The sequence below is a fragment of the Paenibacillus marchantiae genome (assembly GCF_028771845.1).
Classification (GTDB): domain Bacteria; phylum Bacillota; class Bacilli; order Paenibacillales; family Paenibacillaceae; genus Paenibacillus; species Paenibacillus marchantiae.
The window spans coordinates 5,374,375-5,390,387 of the sequence record NZ_CP118270.1; the positions used below are offsets into that span (position 1 = coordinate 5,374,375).

The window sequence follows — 16,013 nt, forward strand, 5'->3', positions numbered from 1 at the left end:
CCTTTTTGGTGCGAAAACAATCTTTATGCAAAAATCAATTTTTTTTCGGATCAGACTCACCTTGAGTTAACTTCGTATCGAGAGTCACTTCGGCTTCATCATTCTGCATTATGGATTCCTCCACCTTCTCTTCCTCCGGTAAAGCTGGTAATGTCACCGTAACTGTTGTTCCCGTTCCGAGTTCACTTTGCATGATAATTGTTCCCTCATGCAGTTCTACCAGTTCCTGCGTAATAGCAAGCCCGAGCCCTGTTCCACCATTCTGGTGATTGACCTGGAAGAAGCGATCACGCACCTTGATTAAATGCTCTTCACTGATACCAATACCCGTATCCTGCACAGCAGCTATAATTTGCCCGTCTTCTTCTTTGACCGATAAAAAGATCCATGAATTCTCATGGGAGAATTTGATCGCATTGTCTACAATGTTCAGGAAGACTTGTTTTAATCTGTTACCATCCCCAAAAACATTGAAAGCACGATTTTCATCGCTTTCCAACTTGAGATGTATCTGTTTTTGCTCAGCTTTTGCCCAAACATTCAACATGGTTTCCTGAACAATCTCACGAATGCTGACGGTCCCTTTCACCAACTTCATCTGATTTTGCTGCAATTTGGAGAAATCGAGCATCTCTTCTACGAGTCCGATCAGACGCTCCGTTTCTTTAGAGATAATACTCATTCCAATCCTCGTTTCATCCGGATCGTATCCACCGGAGTCCAGCGTCTCACTCCACCCTTTAATACTGGTCAGGGGCGTTCGCAATTCATGAGAAATGGAAGAAATAAAATCGTCTTTGATCTGATTGCTGCGCACAATTTCATGTGCCATAAAATTCAGAGTGGATGCCAGTTCGCCTAATTCATGTTTGTAGTTGCCCTTAACTCTCACATCCAGACGTCCTCGGGCCATCTGAGCGGACACTGCCGTAATATTGTTAATCGGTCGTACAATGGAATTGGCCATACCTATACTAATAATCAAGACAATTGCCAGTACGCCAATACCTACTGCAATCGCAAGCATCCCCATGAACAATAACTTGGAATTCACATTTTCGAGCGATGTTAGGTATCGAATAACATACGTATTTTCGCCGCCTAGATCAAACTTGTGGGAAACGGCCATGACCTGCTCTCCCGTGGCGGGTTGTCTGCCTACCCAACGTCCCATACCGCCATTTAACGCCTGTTGAATATCACTCGTTTGCAGAACGGCACGGTCAGATTCAAATGCAGTCGAACTCGCTAACACATGACCGTTCAGATCCAGAATCTCAAGTTCTGTATTAGATAATTCCAAATTAACAAGTAGTCTGGACAGGTTATTTCCATCTTCCGAATTACTCTCACGAGCTAGAGGCTCAAAAAAATCCTTCGAATTGGAGATATGGGTACTGATTGTATTGTAGATGCTCTCATAATAATATCGTTGCACCGCCAGCATAAATACGAATTCCACCAACAGCAGAGCCAGAAAAACTACAATGAAGTAATGTAGTACAATCTGCCGTGTGATGCCTTTTTTGATCATTGATCCCGGCCCTTCCATTTGTAACCGTGACCCCATACAGTCTGCAGGTATTCAGGTTCGGAAGGATTGTTCTCAATTTTCTGGCGCAAGCGGCGAATATTTACGTCTACGATTTTGGGATCACCCATATACTCTTTGCCCCATACGTGATCCAGCAGCACATCTCGACTAAGCGGTGTGTTTTCCTTTTCCAAGAAAAATTGAATCAAGGAAAATTCGGTTGGTGTTAACTCAATTAATTCATTTTGCTTCTTAAATTGCTTGGAGATTAGATCCAGCGAGAACGGCCCTGATTGAAACGTTACCTTTGCAGCCGTCTCCCGGTGAACATTGACCCGGCGCAACAAAGATTGTATACGTGCAATCAGCTCGGTTGGACTAAACGGCTTACTTACGTGATCGTCCGCGCCAACGGAAAGCGCATATACCTTGTCCTGCTCCTGTACTTTGGCTGTGAGGAAAATAATTCCCAGACGTTCATTCGTTTCACGAATACGACGACACACTTCAAATCCGTCAATTCCAGGAACCATAACATCCAGCAAAGCCAAGTCGATATCTGGTACGGATTGCAAAATGCGAAGCGCCTCGTGTCCATCTCCAGCTTCAAGCACTTCAAACCCATTTCTTTTCAAATTAATAACAATAAAACTGCGGATGGATTCTTCATCCTCTAGAATAAGTACTTTACTCATTAAGTTCTTCCTTTCTATTCAGTTGCGGTATATTGTCAAGCAATCCATCATCGGCATCCAGTTGTGCACCGCGGGAAGCAATGACCCGATCATTCGTTCGGGTAATCTCTTTCCAACTTTTGCCTTTTTCCTGCTCCCACTGAGAAAGGGTGAAATATTTTATTTCACCTACGGTTTCATCCGTATCAATCATTTTAAAACGAATGTATTTTTCTTTTTCCGATTTAGTATCAATGGTAATCTTCCCATACCACTCTGCCTTCAGATTCAAGTGGAATAAGTCAGCATCATCCCGATATTGGAATGAGACAAATTTCTTATCATCCTTGCCATCCCATTGATAAAAGGTATAGAACCACATCCGGGAATCAAATACGTAATGTTCCCAGCCTTTAGGTGTTTCCTTCAAGCCAAACTCAATAATACCATCATTGTCGACATCACCGCTTAAAATTTTGTCATCTCTGTAGGTTTGATCAGGCGATTTAAAAGCATTCACTAACTTGTTATCTTTTACGTATATGATCTGTGAGAATGTACTACGGTCATCCAACTCTGAATCCAGTACAATACCCACTTTATCTTTGGCAATCTGACCACCGAGAGCATTATATATCTCTTTCACAGTATAGTCCGTCTGCATTCTGTCAACTTCCTTGAAACTTCCTTCGTCGTACTGATACAACGCAATAGATGCAAATCCGCTATTGTTCAGGGATACGATTGCGAAATCATTTTTCTTGTCCCCGTTTAGATCGAGGGTGTTCCCTTGAACATCATCTATAATATATTGATTATACGGAACACCACCCAACACTTGTTCAAGTGCTCCAGCTTTATAAGAATAAGCAGTTAATGCTTTCTGTTCTTGTAAACTTACACCCAAGATAATATCCGGATTCCCATCATTGGTAATGTCCAAAACTTTGAATGATTGCAGTTCATTCCCCGGAACATCAAATGTCAACTTCTTAACCCATGAATCCCCCTGCTCTTCCAGCAACATTCCATGAATTCGCACGTTCTCATTCGGGGTTTCATAGAAAACGATGGCTTCCCGAGTACCATCTCCGTTTAGGTCTTCAACACGAATCATACTGGTATTATTCATGTCTTTGGGGCGAATCAATTTGCTTTCGGGTGGCTGTTCCCGCTGAACCACATTTAATAATTTTTCCTTGTCTGTAGACATCATTGGTTTTCTCATCAAACCCTTAGGATCGCTTATGACAGTACATCCGCTAAGGACTGAACCGAGCAAGATACTTACTGCTCCCCCCGCTAACAGGCGCCCCCACCGTGAATTAAGCAAATTCATCACTCTTTTCAATAGTTTAAATCATATTTTTTTCTTGCTGTGTCAACCGACGTCCACGTATATCAAAAGCAATCTTGCCTTCCGCAAGACCCCAGATGCGGGTCGCATGTTTCTCTGCCATCTCAATCGGCAATACTGCAATTACGGTAGCCCGTTCCTCTTCGCACAATTTGCGCAGTGTTTCCAGCACCGTATCTGCGGTATGAGGATCAAGTCCGATGACAGGTTCATCCGCCAAAACAACTTTGGCGCCATGCGCCAGCGCTCGGGCAATCGCAACACGCTGCTTCTCGCCACCGCTGAGTTTCTCTGCCGTCTGGTGTGCTTTATCCAGCAATCCGAGCCCTTCCAGATAATCCATCGCACCCATATAATCATCGGAACGAACCATACCTGTTACCATTCTCCATAGAGGAGTTTGACCAGAACGACCGATCAATACATTTTTCAAAGCTGTACGTCTCGGATACAATTGCGGATTCTGTTCCAAGTATGCCCATTCCCGTTTAATTTTCCGTTTTCCAGACCAACCTTCTTTTATAATCTCGGCGCCGTCCACCGTAAATCGACCACTGTCCCATTTTTCCATCATAGCAAGACATTTAAGCAGCATGCTTTTTCCGCTGCCACTTGAGCCCACTACACCAATCATTTCTCCCTGTTGCATATCGAATCGTATATCCCGCAGAACCGGAACCCGGTCCGCTCCAACGGATTTGCTTAAACCCTCAACTCTGATCATCGCGATGTCTCCTCTTGTCCATGTTTTTCCCTACTACTAGTGTACTCGGAAATGGACATCAATTTCCATGCGAACACCAGCTTCTATTTTACCACAGATTCAAGCATAGGTTTACGACGAAATAATACACCTGCTGCACCAAAAAGAAGATACATGAATCCAAGCAAAATAAACATGCTTCCTGGTGAAATCCAGTTAATCACTTGCCCTCCCAGATTCGGTCCAATGATGCTTCCAATTGTAAAATGAAATGAGGCCACTACGTTCGCTGCAGGCAGCAGCACTTTTGGCAAAATATCTGCGGCATAGGCCAGGCCAAGCGAGAAAAATGAACCTACCAGACCTCCTGCTATGGTCAACAGCACAAGTGTCCACCAGAAATGTGTGCCGGCCACAGGAACCAGCATGAAGATGATACCTCCTGTAATACCAGCAAACATTAACGTTTGCTTCCGACCATAACGATCACTCAACATACCTAGAGGTAATTGCAGAAACAGACCACCTATTCCGACAAAAGGTAGCAAGGACGATATCTGATTGGCATCCAGACCAATACGCAGTCCGTATACGGGAAAATTGCTGTTCATCCCGGCTTCCATGTAGCCGTACAATAACGCAGGCAACAGCGCATACCATGCCCAGGCCAAGCTGCGTCGGAAACGGCGTTCAGGCAGTTGTCCATGTTCGGACTTTTCCGGCTTCGTATCGGGAAGCTTCATTAATACAAGCATAAGTACCGCAGCCATACATACGAATAATACCCAGAATGGAACGGCATCCCCAAACCCGAGCAGCTTGATTCCCAATGGGCCAATACTGAATCCTAAACCATAAGACATACCATATAAAGAGATGTAACGTCCGCGTTTTTCGGGTGCGGTCACCAGTAGTACCCATAACTGGGCAGAATAATGGAGTGCACTATCTCCGATTCCGACGACGAGACGCAAAATAAACCAAATTTTGATATCCGGAAAATAAGGAAATAGAATCAGGGGAATCATGACAAATAACAGTCCGCCGATAATCAGCTTTTTGAAACCAATAGCTCCCAGCAGTCGTTCCGCCACCAAGGTCATGGCAAAAGATCCAACGTACAATGCGGCTGCATTCAATCCGTTCAAACCCGGCGAGACTCCTTTTTGCTCCAAGAAAATGGAGAGCACCGGCAATAAAAGTCCCTGGCTGATCCCCGCCACAACAATAACGGTAATCAGAATGAGATAGTTTGATGTAGAATGTGATAATTTGGGGGTGGTTATAGATGACACAAAAATCATTCCTCCTGCAAGCATACAAAGAAAAATCGCCATCACTGACGACCTTTCGCATGTTATAACTATTCTATTGATCATGTATGGTTACGCCAGGCGTTTTGCCCTGGACTTGAACATTATAGTGGACAACGCCCTGCAAAACAAGCCATAATAGTACTTAAGTCGCTGCGTACATTTAGATGTGACGGGAGGATTCTGCATCATATGGCTTATCATGTTAAAATCGATGTTTCACCGATATATGAAATGCTCAACAGCTTTTTGGTATATGTAACGAAGAAGTGGATTCAACATCTGGATGTTGGCCCTGAATGGATCATTGAGGTGGAAGGCAAACTAAGTTCCAATGTTCGAGCAGCGCTCGCACCTGCTGCCACCTGGCCTTTTGATGACTTTGATGTATTATTTGCATGGGCGGCCTATCGGAACACTTCTAATGAGAATATTGATTTTCTGGATATGCTTGCTGGACTAACAGCCGAAGAGCTGTTCGCACGCGTATCTGTTCTGCTACCCCATCTTACAATAGAAGAATCTACACGTATTCGGGATAGCTATGTGCCACTTTTGCGACTCTGGGATCAGCATTACTGCCAGAATATGAGTGAGGATTATCGTACCTGGCTGGAGGAAGACGCTGAAGAGAAACGCGTACTGCTTGAAAAAATGGGGCCTGAACTCCTTATTGAATACGCTACTGCGGGTGTTCTGGTTGAACCGATGCCTGGACTGGATGAAGTTATCCTGTTTCCAACCGTCCACAACCGCCCCATTAATATGTACTGCTTCTATGAGGGTATGATGATCATGCAGTATCCTGTAGACGCACCCGAAGAGGATGAAGACCAACCACCAACCTGTCTGCTTCGTTTCACACATGCCCTGGCTGATCCGGAAAGACTCCGTCTTCTACGCTACGTGTCAGGTGAACCGAAGTCACTCGCTGAGATGTGTGAGGAGCTGGGTAAAGACGAGGATATGGTTAAAGATCAGGTTATGGCACTGCGCATCGCCGGACTGCTGCGAACCCATCTGCTCGGCAGTAATCGCAAAGAGAAATACAGTATTCGACCAGATGGCGTATCTGAATTGAATATGTTCCTGGAATCTTATATTCGCATATAAAATATGAACAACTGTGCTGCTGCTGCAAGGAGTGAATTGGATATGAAAATAATAAAACAACATATTTTGTTTGATCTAGATGATACACTCGTGTATTGTAATAAATATTTCAACCTGGTGCTTGGTGAATTCTTCGAGAACATGCAGGAGTGGTTTGATGGACATGCCCTAACGGTTCAACAAATTAGGGAGAAACAGCTAGAGATTGATGTAACCGGGGTCAATAAATTGGGATTTGCAAGTCACCATTTCCCGCAATCCCTTATTGATACCTACCGTTACTTCTCCCAGAAGTTCTCAAAGCCAACCTCTCATCAAGAAGAGTCTTACCTCACCAAATTGGGAATGAGTGTATATGACCAAGAGGTTGAACCTTATCCTCATATGGTCGAAACGCTGGAGAATCTTAAATCAGCTGGACATGCCCTCTACCTGTATACAGGTGGAGAAACCGTAATTCAGCAGCGGAAGATTGACCAGATGAAGCTCTCGGCTTATTTCGATGACCGGATCTACATTCGGCAACATAAGAACATTGAAGCGCTCGAAGGCATTCTTTCAACTGGACCGTTTGAACGTCGTGCAACTTGGATGATTGGAAACTCACTGCGCACAGACATCATGCCAGCAGTGACGGCCGGCATCCATAGCATATATATCAAACAGCCGAACGAATGGCAATACAACATGGTGGAGCTTCAACCTAATCCAGAGACATCGATGTATACCATCACCGCCCTGGAAGAGGTACCGAAGGTCATCCATGAAAATATACAACAGCAGCAACAAAAAAGGACCCTTGGATAAGGGTCCTTTTCTTATTTAATTCTAATAGGATTTGGCGCTGGTATATCAGCCTTCACGTTCTTCTTTCTGCTTTTACATCCAATAAACTTATGCATCCTGCTTTTCCGCAGATAGTTTGCCGGTTACCTTATCTTGCAAAATAATACGTGCCTTCACCGTACTTCCGTCTTTTCGTTTAAAAGCCAGTACCTGAGTACTGCCCTTTTCAATCAACGCTTTTAACATCGTACTGGTTATTTTCTTGCCGACGTACTCTTTCCATATGACAAAGCCGCAACCTTCCTTGAACCTTGTACAGCCATAACCTTTCTTGCCTTCAATAATCTGACCGGTGCAACCCGGTGAAGGACAGGATGCCAGCGTTTCACGAACGCCCGGTTGACTGGAAGTCGAAGTTCGCGTTTGTGCCGTTGAGTTCGCAACACTGCCATTTCTGGATGACGCTCCCGACGTTTGACGTGAAAGCTTCGAACCTGCAATGGTACTTGAGCCAGTACCTGATGTCTTGGTAGAAGTAGTTCTAGTGCTGGTTCTCTGGGTTTTGGCTCCTTTGCCTTTACCCCGTCCCCCACGTGTGTCTTCCCCAAAAGCATCCGCTGGTGCGGGTGCCTGCACACGTACTTTATCAATAATGGACATCGTAAATTTTTTGACGTTCTCCATAAACTTATCCTGGCCCGCTTCACCTTTGGAAATTTGGTACAATCTTCTTTCCCATTGGCCCGTCATTTCAGGCGAGGTTAACAGATCTACGCCTGCCTTACGGATCAATTCGATGGCTGTACGACCCTTCAACGTCAATTGCATCTTTTTACCCTGCATCGTAATGTAACCCACGTTTTTGAGTCGTTCGATCGTTGCCGCACGAGTCGCAGGTGTACCTAGTCCACTGTCCTTCATAGCATCACGGAGCTCTTCATTCTCGATCTGTTTCCCTGCACTCTCCATTGCTTTTAGCAACGTTCCCTCAGTATAACTCTTGGGAGGCTGTGTCGCCTTCTCCTTGAATTCACTCTTGGTACATTGAACAGGCAATTCAGGTTGAACGGCAAAGGCCTTGTCCGTCCATTCCTCTGCTTCCTCTTCTTCGTTGCTGTTTTTCTTTGTCTTTTTCTTGCCTGTCTGCTCCTGATCCGAAGTTCCCAGTACCACCTTCCACCCCAGTGACAGCAGTTCTTTCACAGATGTCTTGAACTGGTGCTTCTCAACATCAGTGAGCACGGTATGCTGCTTATACTCTGCTGGCGGATAGAAATGAGATAAGAAACGTCTTACGATCAGATCATAGATATTCTGTTCATCCTTGGATAACGTACCCGGTCGTTTTAATGTAGGCAGAATTGCATGGTGATCCTCAACTCTGGATGGGTTACATACACCCTTGTTACCTTTATGAACAAGTTCAGGTTTCGCTCCTTGCGCCAGTTCACTATAAGGTCCATTTTTAAGCAGATTCAGCGTTTTGTGCATACCTTCAATATTCTGTTCCGTAACATAGTTTGAATTGGTCCGTGGATAAGAGATCACTTTATGTTTCTCGTAAAGCGCCTGTGCAATATCCAACGTTTTCTTCGCTCCATATCCATACTTGGCATTTGCTTCACGCTGCAAAAGGGTCAGGTCATACAACCGGTATGGATACTCCTTGGTCTGTTTTGCTTCGTACTTGGTAATTTGTCCCGTCTTCCCCTTCACACTGGTCGCAATCGATTCAGCAACGGCGGGGTCGGTCAGCTTGTCTCCTTGACGTAATCCCCTGTACTCCACTCCTTCCTGACGAAACCAAGCGGCTACTTCATAAAAGGTCTGGGACTGGAACGCTTCAATCTCGATTTCCCGATCATAGATCAAGGCCAGTACCGGAGTCTGCACCCGGCCTACAGAGAGCAAGGCATTATGTCGAGTAGTGAAAGCCCGGGATGCATTCATGCCAATCAGCCAATCCGCTTCACTACGAGCCCTGGCAGCATGGGTCAAATTCTCAAATTCCGAGGCATCTTTCAAACCGTCAAAACCACGTTTAATACTCTCAGCGGTCAGGTCCGATATCCACAGACGTTTGACAGGCTGACGCAGCTTCAACTGTTGTTGAATTAAGGCAAAAATATACTGTCCCTCTCGCCCTGCATCACAAGCATTAACGATGGCCGATGCCCTTTTTGCAAGTTCTCCGATCATTTTCAGTTGATCTTTCGTTCTGGGGTTGGGTACAATCTTGAACTGATCCGGAATGATCGGCAGGTCGCCGATATTCCAGCGCTTGTACTTTGAATCATAGGCATCCGGTTCAGCAAGTCCCAATAGATGACCAATCGCCCAGGTGATAATGTAATGCTCACCTTCCAAATAATTGCGATTGTTCTTGGCTCTTGGTTCTATGACGGCGGCAATGGTTCGGCCCATGTCGGGCTTTTCCGCAATAACCAGTGTCTTCATCCGTCCATCTCTCCTCCTTCACCGTCCAGATGACGGCAAAAAGGGGCCTTCCGCCCACGGAAGCCCCTTGCTTCTGAAACTTATTATATCAGATTTTGGTTGCGGGAGCATCCTCCCCATTGGATTTACCCTGCTGCCTGTTCATTCAAAGCCTGCTTCGCTCTGCACTCTTTGCATACGCCCTGAAAATCAAGTCGATGGTCTGTAACGGCAAAGCCGTACTGACGCTCGATTTGTTGTTCCAAACGAAGCAAGCCATCCTCCATGATCTCTTCTACAGTGCCACACTCTGTGCAAATCAAATGATGATGGTGATGTGAACCATCCGTACTTCGCAGGTCGAAGCGCGCAGCACCGTCCCCAAAGTTAATCTTTTCTACGACCTGTAGGTCACTAAGCAGTTCAAGCGTACGATATACCGTAGCCAAGCCAATCTCGGGGAATTGTTCCTTGACCAGCAGAAATACTTCCTCTGCGCTAAAATGATCCTTCTCATGCTCAAGTAACACACGTACCGTAACTTCTCGTTGCTGTGTCAGCTTATACCCTTTTGCAACCAACTGTTTTTTAATGTCATCAATCTGTTCTGAAATGGATTTGTCCCGGTTACTTGCCATAAAGATTGCACCTCCGGATATTATAATTTCACAATTCGTGTAGTTTTTAATTAAGTGTCATTACGTTTCTTATTTATAATCATTATAATTTAATAATAAATCTTTATGAGATAAAAAGCAATGCTATACCTCACAGTTGTCTAAAATAATTGTAGCTGAACGTCTCATGTTATCTTAAAAACAACAAAAAACCCCCGCTAATTGCGAGAGTTTTATTGAATCAGTTATATATTTTATTAAAAAATTGCAAATCCATATATTCATTGGCTCATATCAACTCATTATACGAGAACTGTGGCACCCATCAAGTATTTGTCCACTTCACGGGCAGCTTCACGGCCTTCATTAATTGCCCATACAACCAGACTTTGACCACGGCGCATGTCACCTGCTGCAAATACTTTATCCACATTGGTATTGTATTTGCCGTAACGTGCCTTAACATTGGTACGACGGTCTGTTGCAAGTCCGAGTTGCTCCACAAGAGTCTGTTCCGGTCCGTCAAAACCGATAGCAATCATGGCCATTTGAGCTGGGAAGACGCGCTCTGTACCCGGAATCGGCTGATAGATCTTACGTCCCGTCTCATCTACAATACGCTCGATTTGAACGGTGTGAAGTTCTTTGAGATTACCCTCGTCGTCACCCACAAATTTGGTCGTCATGATGGAGAACTCACGCGGATCGTCACCGAACAATGCTTTCGCTTCTTCCTGTGCATAATCAAGAGTATATACGTTCGGGAATTGTGGCCAAGGGTTGTTAATACGATCCCGTTCCATAGGAGCCTGAGTATGTGTGCCAAATTGTGTAATGCTCCGACAACCATGACGAAGCGATGTAGCTACACAGTCGGAACCCGTATCCCCGCCACCGATGACGATAACATCCTTGTCCTGTGCTGACAGGTAGTTACCATCCTCAAGGTTGGAGTCCAGGTAACTTTTGATGCTGCCATTCAGGAAATCCATGGCGTAATGTACGCCTTTCAAGTCACTGCCTTCAATGTTAAACTCCCGTGGTTTGGTTGCACCGCCGCACAGGACAACCGCATCATAATCATCCACCAGTTGCTGCGCAGCAATATCTTTACCGATCTCCGTGTTTGTTACAAATTGAATACCTTCTGCTTCCAACAAATCAACACGACGCTGAACGACGTTTTTGTCCAATTTCATCGTAGGGATACCATACATCAGCAAACCGCCGACACGGTCGGAGCGCTCGTATACGGTCACTGAGTGACCTGCTTTGTTCAACTGAGCTGCCGTAGCCAGTCCTGCAGGACCTGAACCTACAACTGCTACACGTTTACCCGTACGTTTCTCCGGAGGTTGGGGAACGACCCATCCTTCTTCAAAACCCTTTTCAATAATCGCTTCTTCAATCGTTTTGATGGTTACAGGTTCACCGATCAGTCCCACTGTACATGACCCTTCACAAGGAGCAGGACAGACACGACCTGTAAACTCAGGGAAATTATTCGTTTTGTGCAGACGATCAAGCGCCTCTCTCCACAAACCACGATACACCAGATTATTCCATTCTGGAATCAGGTTATGCACAGGGCAGCCCGACGTTCCGCCAGTCATATCTATACCTGTATGGCAATACGGGGTACCACAATCCATGCATCGTGCACCTTGTGTTCTGAGCTCTTCTTCAGCCATATGTTTATGAAACTCTTCCCAATCCTTAACCCGCTCCGCTGGTTGGCGGTCCGCAGGCAGCTGCCGTTTGTATTCCATAAATCCAGTAGGTGTAGACATCTTACGTTTTCCCCCATCCGTTCTTGTCTTAATCCCTTCATCTGCATGGTTCTATATGAAATGGATTACTCATGTTTGAGTTTTTGTATATTGTATCACAAAATCTTCTCGAAGATATTTCAATTATAGTAGCACTTTGCATGCTGAATATTAAATGGATTATCCGAATAATTATTTGTATTTTATACATCATATCGTCCAAGTCTACCCATGGTCAATACCCTTAAAATGGTTATTTCCAAGGTGTGGCTGTACAAAACCAGGCGTTTAATTGATGAAAAAACGGATCAAACGTCATTTAAATGTGAGGTAATTTGTCATTAAAAACAACAATTTATGCTGTTTTAGGCTGCCAAATCCGAACAATAACTGATTTTAGGGCTTTACAACGGTGAATTCCCACAATTTTTATACTTTTTTACCACAGAGTGATTAAGGGGATATGTATTGCATTCATTTTTTCGTTATTTTTACGTCATATTTATGTCATTTATATGTTAATTCGTATTTATTTCATTCTATTTCTAAAAGAAAAGACGCTGTTCACGAATATTTCGCAAATCAGCGCCCCTATACTTCGTAAATAGCATATGTTTGGGCTCTTCTACTTCATCTTATGACCCTTTTACCGTTTTCGTTCGTAGAACTCAAACGTATATGCATAAACATTTTTTTCATCTTGCTCGCCTTCGATCTGTTCTGTTAGCTCCCACTCCGACCAATCCACATCCGGGAAAAAAGTATCCCCCTCAAAATTCTCATGGATTTTGGTCACCACCAGACGATCTGCGAGTGGCAAAAACTCACGATAGACCTGGGAACCGCCAATGACGCAGAGCTCTTCGCCTTTTGTAACTTCCAGACCCTCTTCAATCGTATGCACCACTTCAGCCTGATTCGCTTGGTAGTTCAGATCTCTTGTTACAACAATATTCCGACGTTGCGGAAGCGGCTTGCCTCCAAAGGACTCCCATGTGTTACGTCCCATAATAATCGTTTTGTTCAACGTACGTTGCTTGAAAAAGGTCATATCTTTAGGCAAACGCCACGGAATGGAATTATTCAATCCAATGACACCATTCTCGCCCATCGCCCATACAAGTTCAATGCTCAAGATTTCACACTCCTTCAATCCGTGTCTGTTTATACGGCAATCGGGGCTTTAATACCCGGATGATGCTGATAGTTCTCAAACTCAAAATCATCAAACGTATAATCGAAAATGGAATCCGGCTTGCGCTTGATTACCAATTTAGGCAACGCGAACGGTTCACGCTCCAACTGCGTTTTCACTTGTTCCACATGGTTCGAGTAGATATGAACGTCCCCACCGGACCAGATGAACTCTCCCACTTCAAGATCACACTGCTGCGCAATCATATGTGTCAGCAGCGCATAGCTGGCAATGTTAAATGGCAACCCGAGGAACGTATCTACAGAACGCATGGTAAGCATACACGATAGTTTACCCTCAGCCACATAGAACTGAAACGCGAAATGACAAGGAGGCAATTTCATGTTGTTAATCTCCGCCACATTCCAGGCACTAACGAGGTGACGCCGTGAATCTGGATTATTCTTGATCGAATCAATAACGGCAGCAATCTGATCGATCTTCTCCCCGTTTGGTGCTTCCCAAGTACGCCATTGTGATCCATATACCGGACCTAGGTCGCCATTCTCGTCAGCCCAATCGTCCCAGATCTTCACGCCGTTTTCCTTGAGATAGGATATATTCGTATCCCCGCTCAAAAACCACAACAACTCATGAATGACTGATTTCAGATGGATTCGCTTAGTTGTTACCAGCGGGAACCCTTCGGATAGGTCGTATCTGAGCTGTCTGCCAAATACCGACTGTGTTCCAGTTCCGGTGCGATCTCCCTTATGCACGCCTGTATCCAAGATATCCTGTAATAAATCGAGATAGTTTTTCAAATTATATTCCCCTCGCACTTCTAATTTCATAGCAATAAAAACAAACAAGAACATTCACACAACTGGTGTTTGCTCCAATTTGCCTTATTTTAAAAAAAACAGCATCGACCTAAGCCCTCCGCTGTCATATTGGTTGTTACAGTGTACCACATTAAGCTTCTGATTGCATGGTGCTTAATTGATTTAAGTGCTACTGAACCTCATTAATTCATGTCATTAACAGGCTCTCTCTTTAGGTGTTCACATAAAAAAAGGGACAGACAACGCTGTAACACGTTATCCATCCCTTCTTGATTTACGTATAATGCCGGACGAATCCGAAGCTTAGACGATATTAGCGGGAAATGATGTGGATCGGGTGACCCATAACCAGTTCCGCAGCTTCCATCACGATTTCGCCCAAAGTAGGGTGAGCGTGAATAGTCAGCGCCAAATCTTCCAAAGTCGCACCCATTTCAATTGCGAGTCCAAGCTCAGCAATCAGGTTGGAAGCTTCCAGACCTACGATTTGGGTACCCAGTACAAGACCTGTTTCTTCGTCAGCTACGATTTTCACGAAGCCTTCAGCGTGGTTCAAAGATACAGCACGGCCATTACCCGCATAAGGGAATTTACCAGCTTTTACTTTGTAGCCTTTTTCTTTAGCTTCTTTCTCAGTGTAACCTACGCTGGAGCACTCAGGATCTGTGAACACAACTGCCGGCATACATTTGTAGTCAACTACAGATGGTTGTCCAGCGATCGCTTCAGCAGCCACTTTACCTTCATAAGAAGCTTTGTGGGCAAGTGCCAGACCAGATACGATATCACCGATTGCAAAGATGTGAGGAATGCTAGTACGGCCTTGGTGATCAACTTTAACGAAGCCACGCTCGTCAACGTCTACGCCAATCAGATCCAGACCAAGCTCTCCGTCTGTATTTGGACGACGTCCAACAGTAACTAGCAGGTAATCTGCAGTTACTTCTTTGGATTCACCGTTTACGGAATATTTAACAGTTACATCTTTATCCGTTTGCTCAGCACTTTCAGCTTTTGCACCCGTTACGATTTCGATGCCTGTTTTCTTCATGTTTTTAGCTACGAGGCTAGTCATATCTTTATCGAAACCTGGCAGTACAGTATCCAAACCTTCGATAATTGTTACTTTAGCACCGAATTTGGAGTACATTTGACCAAGCTCAGCACCGATATAACCGCCACCGATAACGATCATGCTTTTTGGAACTTCAGGCAAGTTCAGAGCTTCTGTTGAAGACAGAATGCGTCCGCCAAACGGGAAAGGTTTCAGTTCGATTGGACGGGAACCTGTTGCAATGATTGCATTTTTGAATTTGTAACGTGGAGACTCGTGATCGTTAAATACACGAGCTTCGTTTTCGTTAATGAACATGCACTCACCGTTGAAAACTTCAACTTTGTTGCCTTTGAGCAAACCAGCTACGCCGCCAGTCATTTTCTTAACAACGCCGTTTTTGAATTCTTGAGTTTTGCTGAAGTCCACTTTTACGTTCTCAGCAGAGATACCAAAAGCTTCGCCGTGCAATGCAGACTCATATTGGTGTGCAGCCGAGATCAGGGCTTTGGATGGAATACATCCGCGGTTCAAACAAACGCCACCCAGTTCGGATTTGTCTACGATCAATACGCTTTGGCCCAGTTGAGCAGCACGGATGGCAGCTACATAGCCACCAGGACCCGCACCAATTACTAATGTGTCGATATTGAGAGAAGCGTCGCCTACTACCATAT

Annotated in this window: 13 protein-coding genes; 2 read left to right on the forward strand and 11 right to left on the reverse strand. The window is 44.7% G+C overall.

The window, feature by feature from the left end; genetic code table 11:
* Positions 1-34 precede the first annotated feature (34 nt).
* From PTQ21_RS24080 to PTQ21_RS24100, 5 genes are all read right to left on the reverse strand, one after another.
* Positions 35-1,534 (reverse strand): sensor histidine kinase, encoded by a 1,500-nt coding sequence (locus tag PTQ21_RS24080; protein ID WP_274567415.1) that lies wholly within the window; start codon positions 1,532-1,534, stop codon positions 35-37.
* Positions 1,531-2,229: a response regulator transcription factor gene (locus PTQ21_RS24085; RefSeq protein WP_063562821.1), complete on the reverse strand. Its 699-nt coding sequence runs from the start codon at positions 2,227-2,229 to the stop codon at positions 1,531-1,533. Before PTQ21_RS24085 ends, PTQ21_RS24080 begins: the two co-directional genes overlap by 4 nt.
* The gene (locus tag PTQ21_RS24090; protein ID WP_143806499.1) at positions 2,222-3,436 is read right to left on the reverse strand and encodes a hypothetical protein; all 1,215 of its coding nucleotides are present in this window, start codon (positions 3,434-3,436) and stop codon (positions 2,222-2,224) included. The genes PTQ21_RS24085 and PTQ21_RS24090 overlap by 8 nt, the downstream gene beginning before the upstream one ends.
* Before the next feature lie 127 nt (positions 3,437-3,563).
* Positions 3,564-4,289 (reverse strand): phosphonate ABC transporter ATP-binding protein, encoded by a 726-nt coding sequence (locus PTQ21_RS24095; RefSeq protein WP_024634002.1) that lies wholly within the window; start codon positions 4,287-4,289, stop codon positions 3,564-3,566.
* 83 nt (positions 4,290-4,372) lie between these two features.
* Positions 4,373-5,572, reverse strand: coding sequence for an MFS transporter (locus PTQ21_RS24100; protein WP_420800343.1), 1,200 nt, complete (start codon positions 5,570-5,572; stop codon positions 4,373-4,375).
* A gap of 201 nt (positions 5,573-5,773) precedes the next feature.
* Here PTQ21_RS24100 and PTQ21_RS24105 point away from each other — a divergent pair, with 201 nt between their 5' ends.
* Positions 5,774-6,694 carry an ArsR/SmtB family transcription factor gene (locus tag PTQ21_RS24105; protein WP_063562824.1) on the forward strand — a complete coding sequence of 307 codons (921 nt, stop codon included), beginning with the start codon at positions 5,774-5,776 and terminating at the stop codon, positions 6,692-6,694.
* A gap of 42 nt (positions 6,695-6,736) precedes the next feature.
* Positions 6,737-7,501 carry an HAD family hydrolase gene (locus tag PTQ21_RS24110; protein WP_072733280.1) on the forward strand — a complete coding sequence of 255 codons (765 nt, stop codon included), beginning with the start codon at positions 6,737-6,739 and terminating at the stop codon, positions 7,499-7,501.
* Between the two features lie 87 nt (positions 7,502-7,588).
* On the opposite strand, the gene PTQ21_RS24115 is transcribed toward PTQ21_RS24110, so the two are convergent.
* The 6 genes from PTQ21_RS24115 to lpdA form a co-directional block, all read right to left on the reverse strand.
* The gene (locus tag PTQ21_RS24115; RefSeq protein ID WP_274567418.1) at positions 7,589-9,937 is read right to left on the reverse strand and encodes a type IA DNA topoisomerase; all 2,349 of its coding nucleotides are present in this window, start codon (positions 9,935-9,937) and stop codon (positions 7,589-7,591) included.
* Positions 9,938-10,062: 125 nt separating this feature from the next.
* Positions 10,063-10,530, reverse strand: coding sequence for a ferric iron uptake transcriptional regulator (fur, locus tag PTQ21_RS24120; protein ID WP_024633997.1), 468 nt, complete (start codon positions 10,528-10,530; stop codon positions 10,063-10,065).
* Positions 10,531-10,835: 305 nt separating this feature from the next.
* The gene (locus tag PTQ21_RS24125) at positions 10,836-12,323 is read right to left on the reverse strand and encodes a glutamate synthase subunit beta (protein WP_024633996.1); all 1,488 of its coding nucleotides are present in this window, start codon (positions 12,321-12,323) and stop codon (positions 10,836-10,838) included.
* Positions 12,324-12,948: 625 nt separating this feature from the next.
* Entirely contained in the window at positions 12,949-13,437 is a 489-nt protein-coding gene (locus tag PTQ21_RS24130; protein WP_274567422.1) for a dihydrofolate reductase, read from the reverse strand.
* A 29-nt stretch (positions 13,438-13,466) separates the two neighbouring features.
* Positions 13,467-14,261 (reverse strand): thymidylate synthase, encoded by a 795-nt coding sequence (gene thyA, locus PTQ21_RS24135; RefSeq protein ID WP_063562828.1) that lies wholly within the window; start codon positions 14,259-14,261, stop codon positions 13,467-13,469.
* Between the two features lie 334 nt (positions 14,262-14,595).
* On the reverse strand, positions 14,596-16,011 hold the full coding sequence (lpdA, locus tag PTQ21_RS24140) for a dihydrolipoyl dehydrogenase (protein ID WP_063562829.1): 1,416 nt from the start codon (positions 16,009-16,011) through the stop codon (positions 14,596-14,598).
* Positions 16,012-16,013 lie beyond the last annotated feature (2 nt).

What these genes read in the sequence shown, in the direction of transcription:
- PTQ21_RS24115 (WP_274567418.1), bottom strand. Translation starts at nt 9,937, where the DNA reads ATGAAGACACTGGTTATTGCGGAAAAGCCCGACATGGGCCGAACCATT.
- PTQ21_RS24105 (WP_063562824.1), top strand. Translation starts at nt 5,774, where the DNA reads ATGGCTTATCATGTTAAAATCGATGTTTCACCGATATATGAAATGCTC.
- PTQ21_RS24085 (WP_063562821.1), bottom strand. Translation starts at nt 2,229, where the DNA reads ATGAGTAAAGTACTTATTCTAGAGGATGAAGAATCCATCCGCAGTTTT.
- PTQ21_RS24125 (WP_024633996.1), bottom strand. Translation starts at nt 12,323, where the DNA reads ATGTCTACACCTACTGGATTTATGGAATACAAACGGCAGCTGCCTGCG.
- PTQ21_RS24095 (WP_024634002.1), bottom strand. Translation starts at nt 4,289, where the DNA reads ATGATCAGAGTTGAGGGTTTAAGCAAATCCGTTGGAGCGGACCGGGTT.
- PTQ21_RS24080 (WP_274567415.1), bottom strand. Translation starts at nt 1,534, where the DNA reads ATGATCAAAAAAGGCATCACACGGCAGATTGTACTACATTACTTCATT.
- PTQ21_RS24090 (WP_143806499.1), bottom strand. Translation starts at nt 3,436, where the DNA reads ATGAGAAAACCAATGATGTCTACAGACAAGGAAAAATTATTAAATGTG.
- PTQ21_RS24100 (WP_420800343.1), bottom strand. Translation starts at nt 5,572, where the DNA reads ATGATTTTTGTGTCATCTATAACCACCCCCAAATTATCACATTCTACA.
- lpdA (WP_063562829.1), bottom strand. Translation starts at nt 16,011, where the DNA reads ATGGTAGTAGGCGACGCTTCTCTCAATATCGACACATTAGTAATTGGT.
- PTQ21_RS24110 (WP_072733280.1), top strand. Translation starts at nt 6,737, where the DNA reads ATGAAAATAATAAAACAACATATTTTGTTTGATCTAGATGATACACTC.